The organism is Ruegeria spongiae (assembly GCF_023502395.1).
GTDB lineage: Bacteria > Pseudomonadota > Alphaproteobacteria > Rhodobacterales > Rhodobacteraceae > Ruegeria_C > Ruegeria_C spongiae.
This window is the reverse complement of sequence record NZ_JAMFMB010000034.1, coordinates 1-17,954: the sequence shown is the minus strand read 5'-3', so window position 1 is coordinate 17,954 and position 17,954 is coordinate 1. Positions and strand designations below refer to the sequence as shown.

General features: G+C 51.1%; 13 protein-coding genes. 9 read left to right on the top strand and 4 right to left on the bottom strand.

The genetic code is table 11. From position 1 onward, the window contains the following. Positions 1 to 49 precede the first annotated feature (49 nt). From M3P21_RS19240 to M3P21_RS19200, 9 genes are all read left to right on the top strand, one after another. Positions 50 to 829 (top strand): alpha/beta fold hydrolase, encoded by a 780-nt coding sequence (locus M3P21_RS19240; RefSeq protein WP_249712679.1) that lies wholly within the window; start codon positions 50 to 52, stop codon positions 827 to 829. Between the two features lie 679 nt (positions 830 to 1,508). Beyond that, positions 1,509 to 2,735, top strand: a complete 1,227-nt coding sequence (locus M3P21_RS19235) for an ATP-binding protein (RefSeq protein ID WP_249712677.1) — start codon at positions 1,509 to 1,511, stop codon at positions 2,733 to 2,735. A 523-nt stretch (positions 2,736 to 3,258) separates the two neighbouring features. Next, positions 3,259 to 4,557, top strand: coding sequence for a metallophosphoesterase (locus M3P21_RS19230; protein ID WP_249712675.1), 1,299 nt, complete (start codon positions 3,259 to 3,261; stop codon positions 4,555 to 4,557). Between the two features lie 8 nt (positions 4,558 to 4,565). After that, entirely contained in the window at positions 4,566 to 5,645 is a 1,080-nt protein-coding gene (locus M3P21_RS19225) for a GTPase-associated system all-helical protein GASH (RefSeq protein WP_249712674.1), read from the top strand. Positions 5,646 to 5,668: 23 nt separating this feature from the next. After that, positions 5,669 to 6,712 (top strand): TRAFAC clade GTPase domain-containing protein, encoded by a 1,044-nt coding sequence (locus M3P21_RS19220; protein ID WP_249712672.1) that lies wholly within the window; start codon positions 5,669 to 5,671, stop codon positions 6,710 to 6,712. After that, positions 6,709 to 7,581: a TRAFAC clade GTPase domain-containing protein gene (locus M3P21_RS19215; protein WP_249712670.1), complete on the top strand. Its 873-nt coding sequence runs from the start codon at positions 6,709 to 6,711 to the stop codon at positions 7,579 to 7,581. Before M3P21_RS19220 ends, M3P21_RS19215 begins: the two co-directional genes overlap by 4 nt. Then, a complete protein-coding gene (locus tag M3P21_RS19210) occupies positions 7,565 to 9,517 on the top strand; it encodes a GAP1-N1 domain-containing protein (RefSeq protein ID WP_249712668.1) in 1,953 nt (650 codons plus the stop codon). Before M3P21_RS19215 ends, M3P21_RS19210 begins: the two co-directional genes overlap by 17 nt. A gap of 150 nt (positions 9,518 to 9,667) precedes the next feature. Next, positions 9,668 to 12,019 carry a metallophosphoesterase gene (locus tag M3P21_RS19205; protein WP_249712666.1) on the top strand — a complete coding sequence of 784 codons (2,352 nt, stop codon included), beginning with the start codon at positions 9,668 to 9,670 and terminating at the stop codon, positions 12,017 to 12,019. 7 nt (positions 12,020 to 12,026) lie between these two features. Continuing rightward, positions 12,027 to 12,476 carry a hypothetical protein gene (locus M3P21_RS19200; RefSeq protein ID WP_249712664.1) on the top strand — a complete coding sequence of 150 codons (450 nt, stop codon included), beginning with the start codon at positions 12,027 to 12,029 and terminating at the stop codon, positions 12,474 to 12,476. Between the two features lie 516 nt (positions 12,477 to 12,992). On the opposite strand, the gene M3P21_RS19195 is transcribed toward M3P21_RS19200, so the two are convergent. The 4 genes from M3P21_RS19195 to M3P21_RS19180 all read right to left on the bottom strand — a co-directional run bounded on the left by M3P21_RS19195 (position 12,993) and on the right by M3P21_RS19180 (position 17,810). Next, entirely contained in the window at positions 12,993 to 13,916 is a 924-nt protein-coding gene (locus tag M3P21_RS19195) for a hypothetical protein (RefSeq protein ID WP_249712662.1), read from the bottom strand. Between the two features lie 195 nt (positions 13,917 to 14,111). Continuing rightward, a complete protein-coding gene (locus tag M3P21_RS19190) occupies positions 14,112 to 15,275 on the bottom strand; it encodes a DUF1036 domain-containing protein (RefSeq protein ID WP_249712661.1) in 1,164 nt (387 codons plus the stop codon). A 238-nt stretch (positions 15,276 to 15,513) separates the two neighbouring features. Next, positions 15,514 to 16,587, bottom strand: a complete 1,074-nt coding sequence (locus M3P21_RS19185; protein WP_249712659.1) for a helix-turn-helix transcriptional regulator — start codon at positions 16,585 to 16,587, stop codon at positions 15,514 to 15,516. Between the two features lie 590 nt (positions 16,588 to 17,177). Then, the gene (locus tag M3P21_RS19180; RefSeq protein WP_249712713.1) at positions 17,178 to 17,810 is read right to left on the bottom strand and encodes a tyrosine-type recombinase/integrase; all 633 of its coding nucleotides are present in this window, start codon (positions 17,808 to 17,810) and stop codon (positions 17,178 to 17,180) included. Positions 17,811 to 17,954 lie beyond the last annotated feature (144 nt).

The window sequence follows — 17,954 nt, the reverse complement described above, 5'->3', positions numbered from 1 at the left end:
TTCGACCCTTCGATTTGACAAGGCTTTACAATGCAGGTGACGATCACAAATGACCAAGTTTCTGCAAGATGTTCGCCAATACGGCAAAACTCTATCTCGCGTTGTCGTGCTTCACGGTGGGCCTGGCGGTGCCGGAGAGGCAGAACCGTTTGCGCGTGAACTCGGATACATGGGCTATGATGTTCTTGAACCTTTCCAGACCGGCCAATCTGTGGGGGGACAGGTTGATGAACTCAGATCGCAAATAGAGCAATATTGTGAGCCCCCAGTGGTTGTCATCGGTTGGTCATGGGGGGCCTGGCTCGGATGTTTGCTTGCTGCGCAACATGATGATTTGGTCCGCTCGCTCATCCTTGTCGGAAGTGGACCGCTCGAAGCACGTTACGCTGAAGCAATCCGAACCACAAAAAAAGCGCGCCTGTCAGATCAGGAGCAAGCCGAATTGCTGGCTTTGCGCCCCATGGCCTGGAGTCCCATAGACGTCGCTCGCTTCATTGAACTCAGCGATGTGGCGGACACCTACTCACGAGACACGTCCCCGCCGCCCAACGTTGTTTTTGACGAAGAGATACACAGGGCGGTGTGGACTGAAGCAGATGGCATGCGCAAAAACGGCTCGCTTCTGGAAGCTATTTCCACCATCCGATGTCCTGTCCTGGCAATCCATGGTGACTACGACCCAAGACCCTCAGAAGGTGTGAGTTTGCCATTACAGGCAGCACTTCCTTCTGCTGAATTTGTTGAAATCAAACGGTGCGGACACAAGCCCTGGCAAGAGATATACGCCAAAGATGAATTCTATCGTTTGGTCGAGAAAGCGATCACATAGGCGGCGGCAATATCGGGCTCCGGGCTTAACGCCCTATTCTGCACTCAGCCGGAATCGACCCCTGCTGGCGGAAATCTCTGGAGAAATCTCCGAGATAACACAGGCAGATACAGAAAATTTAAGGGGCAGTGACAGTGAAATTGAGGGGCACAAAGAGGACTCTTTGAATCCGAAAGTTAAGAAAGACGAACTTTCTCAGATTCAAGTATCCCCAGACCAAATGGAGCGCAGTTTTCCACGGTTGTGCTCGGAACTACGCTTCGCAAAAGATCAAGCTCACTGTGATCGACTTATGGATGATATCGCCCAGTATCTACGACTTGGCCAAACCTGGTATACTATGAAATCGGCTCACGGCCCGGCTATTCGCTTCATAGTTTTGGGCTACATCTTTCAACGCGCGGAGAAAATACACTCTCATGCGGCTTACATGATTACATTGTTGGCAAGAATCCAGAGCGGTGACATGAACCCAACAACTCTGCTGGCATCATAGATCTATGCCCAGGGGTCTCTCCCAGAACATTGTGAGAATCCATGACAATTGCAGGTTTGCCAAGACGCTCAAATGACAACCGGTGCTTTCAATCCTACGCGCTTAGAATTTCAATTGGTCGGGCATTGACTTTCAATTGGTCGGGCCTGTAATTTCAATTGGTCAAGGCAAGGCAGTGTTAACATGTACCCAAGATTTGCACAGACAAGAATAGAGGAAGCACTGTCGGATACGCGTGTTGTTCTGATCTCGGGCCCACGGCAGTCCGGCAAGACAACACTGGCAACGGACATCGCCTCTGACAAGGTTTCCTTCCTGACATTGGACGATGCAACTGTCCTGCAATCCGCCGTCACCGACCCGGTCGGTTTTGTTCGCGGGCTGGATCGGGCGGTGATTGACGAGATCCAGCGCGCACCAGACCTGCTTCTCGCAATCAAGAAAACGGTGGATGATGACAAAAGGGCAGGGCGGTTCCTGCTCACCGGTTCTGCCAATCTTATGACCATTCCAAGGGTGGCGGACTCCCTTGCCGGGCGCATGGAGATTGTTCGCCTCCTTCCTCTCAGCCAGGCAGAAATCCTTGCAGAGAAATCGAGTTTCATCGACCGTGCCTTTGCGGGAAAGGACCCTGTCGCCAACAACATGATCATCGGGGACAGCCTCATTGAAACCGTTCTGTCCGGGGGGTACCCGGAAGCACTTGGGCGAAAGCGATGGGGGCGAAAGCAGGATTGGTATCACGACTATCTCGACGCAATTGTCCAGCGTGACGTCCGCGACGTCGCTCAGATCGAACAACTCGCCATCATGCCGAAGCTTCTGGCGGTCCTTGCCGAGCATTCCGGTCAGTTGGTCAACTATTCAGGTATCGGTGCAGCCATCGGCCTGAACCATGTGACCACCCAGAAATATGTGCGTGTGTTCGAAAGCCTCTTTCTGGTGCACAGCCTGCAACCGTGGTTCACAAATCGTCTGAAGCGGCTCACCAAATCCCCCAAGCTGCACTTTCTGGATGCGGGGCTTCTTGCTGCCATGCGCAACATCACTCCGGATACTGTGAAAAGAGACAAGACGCCCTTCGGGTCGATCCTCGAGACATTTGTGTTCAGCGAATTGCGCAAAATTGCTACCTGGAGCAATCAAAGGTGCACGTTTTCGCATTTCCGAGACAAGGACAAAGACGAGGTAGATATCGTTCTGGAGAACAGACGCGGCGAGATTGTCGGGATCGAGGTGAAGGCGTCTGCAACGGTGACCTCCGGCGACTTTTCCGGGATGCGCAAATTGGCAGAGGCCTGTGGCGACAAGTTTATCCAGGGGCTCGTTCTTTATGACCACGATCAGGTTGTCCCATTCGCAGACAACATGTTTGCCGCACCACTTTCCTGCCTGTGGGCCCCGGCATGATGGAAGCGCAAAGCACTGGGAGGGTAGGGACCGTAATCCATCGCTGTCCTAGTTCGCAACACATTGTGTTTTGGCAGGATCGGCGGTATTCCAGCCATTCGCTGCGAGCGCGAAAAGAACAACTCAGCTTAGCAGAAAGCGGAAGTTTGCCGTGAGCTTGTTTCACGAGGTTGGTTTGATCGGCGGTGCAGTACTTATTATCTTGCAAAGTCCCAATCAATTGGTTGAGCCTCCGCCAAGATACATACAGATTGCACCGCGCTTAGGGTTGCTAGTTGCCAGCAATAATTGCTTTGTTTCATTAGACCATTGATCCGTAGTGAATTATTGTCTGAGTTGAGCCATCCGGATTGGGTGTACCCCGGAGTGATGGGCCAATAACCGAAAAACTTAAGCCTAATTTGAGGTTCTATAAGGCAAGAATGCGCGAACATAACAAACCACACACAGAGCTGAACGTTGATTCTGCACCATTGGCTTCACCGCGATCCTTAAGCATGACCTCACTTTCGACGGATCCGATATGCTGATCCTTCACCTTTCGGATATTCACTTCAAGAATGGCGAAGCGGGCTCGCCCATGGATCAAGACCACCATGTACGCACCGTTCTGCTGCGCGATCTTCGCCAACAATGCGAAGCAATAGGTGCGACACCAGACGTCGTCCTTGTCTCCGGGGATATCGCACATGCAGGGGATGCAGACGAATACATTTTTGCTCAAACATGGCTCGAAGAAGTTTGCGCGGCGGCTGGGTGCGATACGAGCGAAATCATGGTCATTCCCGGCAACCACGATGTTCAGCAAACCGTAACAAAAAAACTCTTGGTTCAGTCTATTCACAACGACATTAAGGCGACGACCGACCCCAAGCTTCTGCCAGGTAAGCTTGCCCAACTCCTCAACGAAGAAGACACTCGTGACTGGCTGTATAAATCGATTGAGAACTACAACGATTTTGCGACGCAGTATTTTTGCGATCTACTGCCGCCCAACAGAACGACAGTGGAACGGCGCTTTGAGCTGAACGACGGATCTACCCTTTGCATCACTGGGCTGAACTCTGCGTTTGTCTCAGGCCAGAATGATAAAGAAGGAACGCTTTATGTTGATCCATCGGCACAACGGATCACTCATGAGGATGGTGTGACACATCTAGTAATGTGCCACCATCCGTACCATTGGTTGGCGAATGGCAAACAGCTTGAAGACCATTTGAACGTCGTCTCAAAAATTCAGATCTTTGGTCACGAGCATACCAATCGCGTAGTTTTAGGCCGGGACTGGATTAGGGTCGCTGCAAGCGCGGCGCATCCTGACCGACGAGAGGATGGATGGGAACCAGGTTACAACCTCTTGGAAGTTTTGGTAGGTACCGAAGGCAACAGCCGCTCCCTGAATGTCAAGGCTCATATCAGAGTCTGGCAAAACCGACCGACCCAGTTTGTCCCCAAGATGGACGGAGCTGCCAATCATTTCAGTCAATCGATTGCTTTGGAGGCTTGGACTGCTCCTCAAACGCAGCCAAAAAGCAATCCAGCGGCTGAGGCTTCGCCTATGCCGGACGGAACGGTGATTGAGGAGGACGCCTCCATGACTTCGTTACGTGCACTCAGTATCCGATACTTCAAACTCACCTTCAGCAAGAAACTGGAGATTGCGGGTAGCCTCGAACTTTTTGAAGAGGCGGACACTAAACTGCCCGACCACGAACGCTTCCGTCGGGTCTTGCTCCGTGCTCGGGAACGCAATCTACTCGATCAGCTTAAAGCCGCGATTGATGAAGCCAGTACTGCAAAACCACCTGAACAAGAAAAATGAGGGCAGACATGCAACAACTCAAACTTGCAGATTGCTACGGACACGCGGGCCTTTCATCTGACGCAGCAAACATACCGCAACGCATCGAACCATTTAAGACTGTTGCGGCAAACCTAACACGTCCACAGATCATTGACGCAGTGCGCGCGTATTTTGGTCTTCCAATGCAGCACGATACAGGGTGGCTCTCAGACCCATTTACGGAGTTCGATGAAGCTTTCTCGATGGTCGCCAACAAAAACGAAGTAGCCATTCTGGCCATGGCCCTTATTGCTCACCAGATACGAGAAGAAGACGACCAGTTTACAGCACTGGTCTTCCTTGTCGCAAATGCCTTCGGACGCCGCAAAGCAGCGGTCTACCCTCAGTTTGTCGAAATCATCAAAGCAGCGGCGAGTGACTTGACAACATCTACTCGTCGCGAACTCGACACGAAACAGATCCGCGCAAAGGCGTTGAACAAGGAGCTGGGTGGTTCTGAGGATGACTTGGTCCCACAGAATGACTTCCCGGCCATCAACCGCGTTCTAAAGGAGGTCAACATCGATGGCCACGAGATGGTCAAACATCTTGCTCTGCAGATTAATACCACGCTTAGTCCAATGAGGTCAGAGGTCGCCAGACTGCGCGAAGAAACCGACATGTTGTGGTGGCTGGTTGGAGGAGAGAGTCACCTCGTTGGCGAGGCATATGCTGACATGAAACCAGGGCGAGCAGCATTTCTAATCGGATCAGAGCTTGCCGAGCTGTCTCGTACGCACCTCGGTCCAAAATCGGCGACGTTTCTCATGAACAAAGCGCTCCGCGAGGGTCGAACTGATAAGCCTACAAAAATTAAGATAGAAGCCATCCCCAAACTGTTTACTCTTGAAGAATTGTCAGAAGTCACTCCCGACAGCGCGATCTCCGATGTTCGAGATTTGTGTAGCGTCAGCAATGCGATTTCTCGGGCAAGCGAAGTTGGCTCTCAAACCGCATGGAAAAAAATGTATGGCGATGACGGAAGCCTGTCAGAAACAACTGCATTTTCGCCGAGCGAGCTCGCAAACCAGAGTTTCCGCGAATTCCTTCTCCTGAACGCGCTATAAAGCTGAGCGGGGAGAACGACGTCTTGAAAGATCAAATTTGTAGTAACCCTGATTGCCAAATTGGTGAGAATAACTCGTGTTTGCAGGGTCATGACCCGGTGGAGTCGTGCCCCAACTTCGGGAAACAGGCGGAGGAAGCTCGTCCGGCCGATAGCACTGAAACAGATGAAGTGCCACTTTCGGAGGAGATTGAGCCTGCCAAAGTACGTCTGCCGAGTGGAGAACCGTTCACGCAAGACGACGTGAACGCGCACTTTCTCAAACGACCGGCTCAGATGGTTGCAATCGTAGGTGACACCTCCAGTGGTAAATCAACTCTCATATGTTCAATTTATGATAGATTTCACCGAGCTCCGTTCGCAGACCGCATCTTTGCAGGTAGTGGTACACTGACAGCGTTTGAGGAAGTCGGTCACTACGCCAAAGCAAATTCGGGGATGTATCGTCCAGATACGCCCCGCACTTCTCTTTCGCAGGGTCTCCAGTTCTTTCACCTTGCGACATCGCCTTCAAATAAGCCGACGCAAACCGCCGACCTTTTTTTATCTGATCGCGCCGGAGAAAGTTACAGGGAGGGTCTCGACACTCCCGCACACTTGTATGATCTACAAGAGCTCAAGCTCGCAAGAACTGTCGCAGTATTGGTTGACGGTGCCCGCCTTGTTCGGCCGGTAGAACAGCATGAGGTCCTCGATACCGCCCGCCAGTTGGTGCGTGCTATGGTGGATTCGGGGACGCTTTCGACGGCACAGCATCTCCAAGTCATCCTGACCAAGCGGGACGAAATCCAAAGAGCAGGTGACGCAGAACAGACCGTCTTGCGTTTTCAAGCAACTGTTGAGCGGATTGCTCAGGATTTTGGTGGCTGTTTGGCGTCTGTGACTCTTTTTGAGATTGCCGCGCGTGATCCGCATAGCCAGTTTGAACCAGCACACGGATGTGCCGCTCTGCTTCAATCTTGGCTCACCGCGAAAGAGCCGGACCCAGTTCGCGTCCCGCCGACTAAGGAAATTGATACAAGGTTCGATCTTCTCGCAGAGAACCGGAAGTTCGGAGCGCTCTCATGAGCCCAAAACAGCACGTTATCTTTGGATACCCGGACTCTGGCAAAACAACATATCTGGCTGCCCTTTGGCACATCTTAGATGCCGGCAGTGCTTCATCGCTCATACTCGATAAGATGGCAGGTGACGTACGATATCTGAATGAAATCAAGAGAATCTGGCTGAAGTGCGAACAAGTGCCACGAACGCTTACGTCAAGCGAAGAATTGGTTGAAATGCATGTTCGCAATGCAACGACCAGCAACAGCTCCGTACTTCGGTTACCCGATTTTTCAGGTGAGACGTTCTTGTCACTGATTGCCGATCGCGAGTGCCATGAGGACTTTGTGTCAATTCTACAAGCCTCGGACGGCGTTCTGTTCTTCGTCAACGCGGATCGAGCGAACGATGCGTTGTTTGTGACGGATTTCGACTTCCCAGACGATGATTCTGAAACGGAGCAGGATGCCGCCACCGAACGAGACGAGACTGTCGAAGCTGACAGAGTAGTAGATTTTGATCCGCGCAGAATGCCCGAGCAAACTCGGATCATTGATATCCTGCAGCTCTTACAGGCACCGGTTCTTCAAAAAGAACGCCGTCGACTAGCTATTGTTGTCTCGGCATGGGATGTGGTCGCGGCTGACAAAGTTGAACCCTCAGAGTGGGTCGCGCGTGAGATGCCTATGCTGGCGCAGTATCTCGCTGCTAACACAGAGTTGTATGATGTTCGCCACTGCGGGATATCTGCGCAAGGAGGTTCATTCGAAGGAGAGACACGCAATCAACTTCTCTCAGTAGATCCTACCAACCGGGTGCAGTGTCGCTGGGACGGAAAAACGACGAATGACATCACGCTTCCGTTGACTTGGCTGAATGACGATGAAACGTAGTGCATCATCTAGCCAGCAATCTCTACGGATTGAACAATTGCTTTTTGGTTACGACCGAGGCCACACGTTGTTGGCAAGCAGCGAGACCTCGTCGAAGAAGCTGTCGGCATCCCTCTTATCAGATACAGACTGGGACCCACGTGTCGAAGCAGGCACGGACAGCTACTTGTCCGGTCGTCCAATACCCGGTGAAAAACGTTATGCATTAATGAAGACTTGGAGTGCACCAGAGATGCCGCGCCCCGGTTGCGTATGGACACATGTTCTTCTTTTGGACGATGCAGACCTGTCTCGTATTTCACAACTGACTAGCATTCTTTCTAGACTCCAGAAGCCAGAAGCAGTTGGTGAATACCGCACATTCTCTAAGCACATGGAGCTGGACCTGTCGGCAAGTCAGAATGCCACTCAGGTTATCAGCCAAGAGACGATTTTTCAGTTAGCGCTCCGCACGTATTCTAAGGTGGACAATCAATCTGAACCGTGGCTGCCAAAAGAAGCCGAAGTGGCCATGCTCGCTTTGTGGTCGCAACAGTGGCCTGGCTTGCGGCGCCAATTCTCATTTCGGCTAGCACCGCTCACTGGAAAAAAGTCGCGCATGAAGTCTAATTTCGACATCGAGTTTACGCCTCTGAGATCCCATGGAGCGGAAGACTTCGAACCGCCACAAACTTCGATCATCTCGAAAATTGCGAATGATGCCGTCAAATTGTCACCTACCCGTTTTCGACGATTTCTTTGGCGGTATGGTGCAGATACCAGCAACAAAAATGACGACTTAGTTAAGCTAGCGCAGCTATATCAGCTTCTTTTTTCGCACGATAGCGACCCTCGTTCCACGGATCACGTACTTTTGAGTGTTTCGAACTGGTATCCGAAGCCAGAGGAAGCCGGGCTACTGAAGCGTGAAATGATGCAGCCAGCCGCTGCTGAGTTTTCCATTTTGCCTGACCTCGATCAGTTTGAAGTATTACAGGCAATGGCTAGGATACCAAACTCGAACGCGCTTCCCGACCCCGAACCGGTGGCGCGGTCGATGGTGCAGGCATGGATCACAAACCATCCCAACGAGCTGGCAGTGTTACTGTCGAAGGAAGCTAGTCGTGAGGGGCTATTCGCACAAAGTTTGTTCGATGGGGTCGTACCAAAAAAAAACGCAGACTTTCTTTGGAACCTGTACGAACGATCTGATGTAGCTTTTTTCCGAGCATCCAATCGCTCAATAGATCATCTTGCCGATAGCCGCGTAAAAATCCTCAGTGACAAGGGATTGGTGTCCTTGCTCCAAAATAGCAAGGTGTCAAAGCCGTCTCTTGCGAAGCTTGTCCCGTTTATTACCAATCGAAGTCACTCCGGTCTTGTTAAGCTAGTGTCAGACGCTGTTCCAGAGACAGTTACTGAAATCCTTGTTGATTACGTCTCAACTTCATCAAGCATAGGGGAAGTCTGGATTGAGTATGTTAAAGGCAAACCGGATTGGATCATCCAATATGCAAGAAAAACAGTAAAAAAACGGTCACAGTTGCTCGCCTGCCGTTACCTTCTCAATGCCGACCAGCGCAAAGTCCCAAACTCTGTTTGGGCTGAGCGTCTAGAGAAAGCCAAAGACGATCTCTCAGGTTCTACCGCACTAGAGTTTCGCGTTTTCCTGCTTGTGCAGGCGCTTCGTGATCCCTCGGAATGCTCTCAGATTCTCGTACTTGACGCTTTTGACTCGGTGCACGAGGCTTTATCGAACCGAGTTTTGGCGTGGCGTACCGAAAACTACTTAGCAGGGTATCTGCCAAGCATCGGTTGGTACAATAATTGGGACAAGTGCTTGAGACTGAAGATGGCGATTGTGGCGCTCTGGAAAGAACTGGGTCTATCAAAACGCACGTTGCAGGAGGCAACAAGAAGCGAACGCTTAAAGGCCGAGTTGGTTTATTTGTGGTAGGGGCAGCTGCAAGTAGAAATTTCTGATTGCCAATCAGACTGTGTTGGTCCGCCGGCAAATGTTTGGAGTCGCAGGCCAGATCTTCCATTTGTCAATCAGATGAACAACCTAAAAGACGTAACCTTGCTAATTTCTATCTGGAACGCTTAGATGACTGATATTTTTGTGATTATGCCTTTTGGGGAGAAGTCGATCATCTCCGATGATCGAATAGTAACGCTGGATTTTGATCTAGTTTATCGGAATCTGATTAGCCAAGCATGTTCTCACGCCAACAAATCGTTTTCTAGAATTGATGAAATTCAAGGTTCTTCCAGCATCTCAAATGATATTATCCAGAAATTATTTTCAGCAGAAATCGTGATTGCTGACGTAACTGGCGCAAACGCAAATGTATTTTACGAACTAGGTATTCGTCAATCCCTGACAGAGCGACCTTCAATATTGATCTCATCCGACAGAAAATATGTACCGTTCGATATACACGACCAACAGATACTGTTTTACGACACCGATGAATTGGATGCCTCTGTGGCTGGCCTCTCAGAAATTATCCTCGCAACTGCTGGTAGAGCGTCGAGTAGTCCGATCTTGCGTACACTGCGTGAGTTTGGCCTGCAAGCATCGCCAGAGAATCGAACAGATTTCGAAGTTGATTTCCGACAGAAAATAGACCGAGCTGAGACAGTCGAACAGCTTACAGCTGTGTGGCAATGGTGCTCAGACAAGCGCCCATTGCCAACCAATATGCTTTCGAAACTTGCAAAGAAATCGGCACGAACCAAGGCATTTGGCTTGTCTGTACAGATCGCTCGTCGAGCAGCAGTTGAGAAGCCAAATGATTACGAGATTCATCGAGATCTTGGCTGGTATCTACGAAACCAAGGAGAAGACTATTTCAGCGAAGCGGAAGCTGAACTACTTAGGGCGCTTGAGCTGAACCCAGCCGATCCAGAGGCGCTCGGCATTCTGGGAGGTCTCTACAAGCGAAAAGGAAGGTTTTCAGACGCAGCGCGATGTTACAACCAAGGCTATCAGTTGGCACCCACTTCGTTGTATATGCGGGTAACACGTGCAGCATCGATAATGTTGGATGAACTAGCAAGAAAAGTGGACACGACCAAAGGTTATGCGGCCTACCTTGAACTATTTGAAGACCTGCAACCGGGTTGGAGGGACCGCCGGGACCCTTGGGAAATGTCAGTTCTGGGTGAGTCGGCCTTTGTTCTTGGGAAACAACAGGACGCTCTGGTCTTTTTCAGCGAGGCCGATGAGACATCTCACGACCCTACAGTTTTGAACTCCCCACTTGAACAGATTAGCCTATTCGGCTCTCTTGGTTATCAACCAACCGAAGGCGCAAAGCTGATTGAGGCCGCAACGAACACTTCAAAGAAGCTTGATAGAATTCCCGTCAGTCAATCGGTTAGCTCCGATGAAAGGCCAGTAAGAATTCTTCACCTGTCTGACATCCACTTTGGGGAAAAATGCCTTCCAGGCGGTGATGTCAAAAACATGCATAGGTTTGGCCAAGGAGACTATTCCCGTCCCTTAGTGGAACACTTTCGCGACGAGTTTCTTCGCCGAAAAAGCCACTTTTCTGAACGCGCTAGTGGCCTATTCGTAGTAGCGTCAGGTGATTTTGCTTATACGGCAACAAACGATGAGTTTCAGGCGGCGTTGGAGTTCTTCGAGGACCTGCACGTCATGCTCGAAGTTCCCAAGAACCGTTTTATTTTCTGCCCGGGAAATCATGATATTAACTGGGAAGACTCGAAAATTTCAAGGGACCGTAGGTTTGACAATTACCTGATATTTCTGAAGAAGTTCTACGGGAGTGATCTTCTCAAAAAGATGTACCCAATGTTGAACTGGGAGTTCACAATCGACACTCCTAGGCCGAGTGCGCAGGAAATTGTATCGGCAAGTTACTTCACTGACCAGAACGTACTGTTCTGTTCTTTCAATTCTTGCGTATACGAAAACGAACAGCACCACTACGGCTACATATCTCAAGATCAGCAAAGGAACGCTCTCGAGCTGATAGACGAACTCGAAGTTCCTGATAATGCCGTGCGAGTTGCAGTCGTGCACCACCATGTTCACCCCTTCCCAGAAGCGTTAACAGCGACGGAAAAAGATGGACATTGGGTCGATTTGTCCACCATTAGAGATGGAGGGCTGTTCGAAAAGTTCCTTGAACGAAACCAGTTTGATTTCGTTTTGCATGGACACAAACATCAACCACAGATTCGGGAAACTACTGTTCGCGACCGTACTTCATCAGGATCGCTGAAATCATTGATAGTTTGCGGAGCAGGTAGTTGCGGTGTTGCAAGTTCCGAACTTCCGCATTCAATGGGCAGTCATTTCGAGTTCGTTGAGGTATTCGGTCGACCACGAACAATTGGAGCCGAATTTGCGCGGATAGAGTGGAGGGAGTTACCCTACGACCCAGCCGCAGAATGGACGACCAGCAACATTTGGACTGTGTTGGGATAGAAAGCAGATGACTGTTGAAAAAAACCAAGAACACTTGGCCGATGAATACATGCAACTGCAAAAGACAGTTGAAGATTTCGATGGAAAGGCTCTGACCATAAAAGCCTGGAGCGTCACGCTCAGCGCAGCGGGTTTGGTTGCAGCTTATATCGAGAATGAGCCGGCGGTCTTATTGGTTGCCAGCGGTAGTGCAGTAATTTTTTGGATGGTTGAAGCATTGTGGAAGATCAACCAAAACGCATTTTATTCTAGAATCTATCAGATAGAAGAAGCATTCCGCAATCAAGCTACGGATTTTTCACCTTACCAGATCGCATCCGGTTGGTCCCGATCATGGCGCTCAGGCAAAAGGGAGCGCAAAGTCTTGCAAGTCATGGCTTGGCCGCACGTGTTTCTCCCACATATTGTTGTGGCGGTGTGTGGACTAGCATTGTATTTCTGGCTGCCGCCTTCTTAAAAATATGATGTAAAAGGCGACAAAATCGAACCATTCTTGACTCGGGATCAACGGCGACGCAAAAGTTTGCCAGTGGTGGTATATCCGTGATCCGCGTTTCTGGTAGACGGCGGTAGAGATCAAGGACGAGATCACTGGCCTCTTCCGGCACATCGGCCTCAAGACGTTCGACGTGCAATACGCCATCTTCAATGACCCCACTTGGCAGGTTTTCGGAGCGCACAGCATTGGCCAGTCGTTTCAACCCGTCTTCCAAACGGCGCATTCGATCAACAATCCAAACCTCTGGCTCAACGGGCATGATCAGTCCCATGATGCGGGCCGCCTCAATGGGGACAAGGGCTTGTTTCATATCGGCGTGACGCCGGGAATGCGGGAGCCAGATAACGTCCTACTTCCCGTAGAGAAATTCGCTGATATGGTTTGTGCCCCTAGAAGTCCAGCAATCGGCAGAAGCAATAGACAGACTTGGCATGTTCGATTGTGCCCGTCTAAATTCGCGACCGTAGTTTTCTCTTACTCTTTTGGGGGCTTCCGGAACCAAACAACCAAACGACTATGCCAAGCATTAGCGAGAATTACTACAAGGCTAGAAAGTACTACGCTAATGGCCTGCGTGCCGATCAGAACTGGCATGTCGGCTTCTATCATATTGCCGGACGCCAAGCGCCATTTTCCTGCTTTCCAAGCTGCAGCACCTGCAAACGCACTGAAAAGAAAAGACAATGCTACGAACAGCGTGTTCGGGGTACACCGAACACGCAAGACCGCAGCCAAGGCACCTGCAAGTATTGGAGCCCCCAGCATCCCTAGAAAGACTATCACAACGCCGGTCACTGTAGCTCCTGCCTGCGTAAGCCAGCCTGAGGGACCGGAGTGCCTGGGAAAATATGAAAGAGACGCAAACCCAACAATCGCCGCAACTCCAAGTGCAAACAAAACCGTCACAAGAGTTTGATTTGGAGCTAAGCTAGATAGTTGGTTCCTCATCATAACCGAGTTCAAGGTCGCGCAGCCGGCAACGATCATTGATGGCGCCACGACAAACTTTCTTGCGCTGAACCGGTCCGTTGTCCCGCTCCAAAATAATTCTGCAATTCCCTGTGCCAATAGCCCCACAATCAAGCCAAGAAATAGGGCGGTTGCTGCACGCGAAATAAGGTCTATGGCACGAACCGTTTTGCTCCATTCCTTGGATGGTGTAGCTAGTGGCAACACAAAAATTAGAACCGCTGCGAAGTAAAAGAACAGCGGCTGAGCAATCAACTCCAAGTCCGGGTAGTGCCGTTCTCCAGCTGAGGTTTTGAGCAATGACAGAAATGTCCCAAACAAAGCCGCAAATGCCGACAATATGCCATCTCTAGCTGGCTTGTCGCCAAGTCTCGCGGCGGTCGCAGCAGCTATGACCCCCACCGATGTCGAGAATGCTGTTCCGATCATGACGGCCTCGCCTCGTGGCCTTGGTCCGCAAGGCTCAGCCGTCTGGTTCCAATCTGCGTGCCAACACACTAACCACTTCGCGATATCCTGAGCGTAGTCGCCAAACACAATACCACCAACTGATGCCGCAATGAGCATTGGGTACATGTGTTTAGCAGGTTTTGAACTGGAGCCGGGGTTCATGAGTCACCAGAGCTATCGACACATTCCAAAGTATGTTCTGCACAATTTGCTTGCCTGGGAGGATGAAAGTGAGGCTTCGCCGAATGCTCGCATGCCAATGCTTCCCCTGCCGAGGTCCACAAATTCCACTTTCCGGATTGAAAGAAATTGCTTTATTTCGGACGGAATTGCCCCGACGAGAGCTCCACGAGGCCCAAGATTTCGTTCCAGTTCCTGTTGAGCGAGCGAGCGAAGATTGACATTCATCAAGTTGGTCAAGAACCTTGCTAGGTCATTTCGAACCCGAACGTTTGTCACCTCTGGACGAAGACGAACCGAATTTCGCCCGTCTACGCTTGGATGCAAAAAGAGCGTTCCGCTAACTCCTGTTTCAATCGCTTTAGTTTTAGAGACGACCCGGTTCTTCATTGTCATCTTGAGATCTCTGAATTCGGGCACTTTAGTAATCACACAATGCCATCGGACATAGTGGATGTTGACATCCACTCGTGCCGATCCGTTGTTAGTTGGAGCCAGCTTCACGGACCTAATCTGTATGTTATCACCGCAGTCCTCGCTCTTGTTCACCTTGGGTGCGAGCATTTGAGTCAAGTTATCGCGTAAGTCATCCAAATTCGCATCAAGCGTTGCGCGGACGGTCATTTTGTTTGAACTTCGTTTTGGTGAAAATTTCCCGGACACGGGGATACCAAGGGTATGACCCTCGAATTTCGCTTTGTGAAAGTAGGCGACATCTAATCCGCGTCGTCCAACCTCAAAAGTCGGGTTCTTGCAGGCAGTGCACGTAAGCGAGAGCTCAAATCGTTTTGCGTTCCCTACATCGACCTTTTTGAATCTTTCCGTCTTGAAATCAGACGGGCACGTGGCGTCAGAATTTGTTGGCCCGAATCCATCACTGGGATGGACACAGAAGCTTGTGTCACCATCGAAAGAGAGGCGGAAACGTGAGTTTTCCGTGTAGTGGTAATAGTATCGGTTGTTGAGCTGCTTTGAGCGCACCCGAACGCATTTGCCAGGTAGTGATTTGTACCATCCTTTTGAAAACCATGTATTGCCCTCAACATACCCAAATGCTGACCACAACGGATACGGCGATTTGTTGCAAATTTTGAATTCCGCTTGAGCTGTTTGCGCGGCAAAGAGAACAAACAAGAGGGTGACAAAAAGGTTTCTCATGGCAATACTCCAAAAGTCTAAAACCGTACGAACAGATTACTCATATCGAGACATTTCCGCTCGTACCAAGTTGAATACTTGCCGTTTACGTCATCAGCGAATGCTATGTTTTTCATTTCGCACGTCGCAAAAGCTGACTATCAAACTTCAACTTTATAGAGATTTCTGCTTCTCGGCATGATCCGAACAGATCATGCGCCGTTCAGATTTTCGGTGCTGTAGAGAATTCTAGTTGGCCTCAAGCCACGGGAGGCAAAACACGAAGGATTAGTCGTATCAACTCGATCCTGCTGCCGACCCCTGCCTTAGAAAGCACGTTGGAAACTTGGTTCTTCGCTGTTGTCGGGCTAGTGCCGCGCCGCTCTGCGATTTCCGCTATGCTCGCGCCATCAGCGATCCATCGACAGACATCGGTTTCCGCACGGGTCAACCCGTACAGCTCCGTAAACCGATCCAATCGAAGGTAGGGGGTGCGTTCGGGATCAATTATGGTGACCAGCGCTCCATTGAGCCCTTTTTCCAGCTCGGCTTTGCTGTCATTGACAGGACCAATATCGAGCAGGAACGGTGTAAGACCTGACGGCCGTGCTATTGAGACCAAGGACTCATGTCGATTGGCCTGTCCCTGCGCCGTTGAAGCCACGTCGAGGATATGCGTCCGAATTTTGGAAGTTACATCGGGGTCAGTGGTGACAATCCTACCTTCACCAGACAGCACAGCGCCATCTTTCAGACCAAGTATCCTTTCCGCTTCGGCGTTCTTCACGATGATCTGCCCGTCCGGTAGCGCAATTGCAATTCCCGCCTGCACCCGTTCCAAGGCGGCAAGTGCTGCCTTGTACCGAGCCTTCAAAAGCGCAAAAACACGACCGATCTCAAGTGCTTTGGTCAGATGCGGAAGTAGGGTCCGAGATCGTTCGCTGGCGTACAGCGGAATTTCAACCTTCTGCCGGTCAAACCCGATGCTCATGGCATCGAACCAAACAGAATCGGAGTTCAAACGCACCCCGAGTCGACGCGCGACACCAGTTCGCTTTCTCAGAAACGCATAGTCCTTGCGAGCATCGAGGGCTTCAGCTGAAACTCCCGTTTCCAGATCGGGCACTGGTTCATGCGGGGGTTGAGTTTGAAGAAAATCCCAGTCCTGGTTCTGCATGCGTGAGAGCCATGCGCCGTAGTACCAGCCCGCTGGTGTGCGCGAAAAATCAAGGTAGACACTGGACATCATCGTCAAGTCATTTGCGCCGGCTTTTTTGCCACGGATCACCAATGCAATGGCCTTGGCTTCGACGGCTGTTGCCGTCGCATCCAAGGCGCGCCTCCAACCTCCCGGGTTGACAGCCGTGTCGTATATCAGTTCGAGGGCCTGATAGCCTCGTGGGTCCATTTCGTCCGCATCCTTCGAGAAAAGAGTAGCTTCATCGCAATTTTAACAGAATTGAACAAGCTCATCAGCCACACCCATCAAATGGTGCTACGTGACATTTGTGACAGAGGCAAAAAACAACCGTTTCTGTCGGTCTGGTCGCAATGCGGCCATTGGAGCAGCCGCAGCGAAAGCGCGGTGGGTGCGCGCCCGAGTTGTCGGATCAGGCTGCGGCGAAAGTACGTTTCGGTCCCGGCCAATTCGACTCCCTTGAACGACTGCTTCGGTGACATGCGTTGCGTCACAACAGCATACGTGCTGCACGAGCGAACATTTTCTGCGTCAGCAATAGCAGCATGGGCAAAAGGCGGGTTTGTCCCGCGATCAGTAAGTTCGAGCCATCCCGAATTTTCGGCTTCGTCCAACCACAGATTTTGCGGGCGCGGCGAATGACCGGAATGCGGGCTGCAAATGCAGAAAATCGGTACCGTGTCGAGTGACCGGTATGGGCCGCCTGTGAGAGCGGCCCGACGATGTTAAATTTCAATAGCTTCCGCGATAGCCAACGCATCTTCTAGCTCAACACCGAGATACCGGACAGTGCTGTCCATCTTCGTGTGGCCGAGCAGAAGCTGAACAGCGCGCAGGTTGCCTGTCTTCTTGTAGATCTGAGTGACCTTGGTTCTACGCATCGAATGCGTGCCATAGGCGCTAGCCTCTAAACCAATCGACGTGACCCAGTCGCGGACGATCCGAGCATACTGACGGGTCGAGATGTGCAGCCGCTCATGGAAGCGGCCCGGCCAAAGGTACTCGGAGCCGACCATGAGCTCGTCTTCCATCCACTTCTCGACCGAGGCGCGTGTGCCTTCGGTTATCTCAAATCGCACAGGTTTCTGTGTTTTGCTCTGTAAGACCGATGCCCGCTCCTTGATCTGACCGGACGCCATGACATCTACGACTTTCATCTTCACCAGATCGCAACCGCGGAGCTTGCTATCGATCGCCATGTTGAACAGCGCCAGATCGCGATGGTTCTCGGCGAGCTCGAGCCTAACTCGGATCGCCCAGACGTGTTTCGGCTTCAGGGGGCGCTTTTGACCAACAATACGTCCCTTGTTCCAGGCCGGGCGAAGAGCTCGAATGGCAGGTAAGTTTGGTGTTTCCATGGCTGATCCTCCGATCCGCCGTGCCCTCCCACAACGACAACCCGACGTTGACCGAAGCAACATATCACAATTTGCTGCGCCGCATTCGAGGTCTGGAACGAGCCCCTTAGCGATCAATGCTGCGGGCAGCTTGAATGTCGGCTT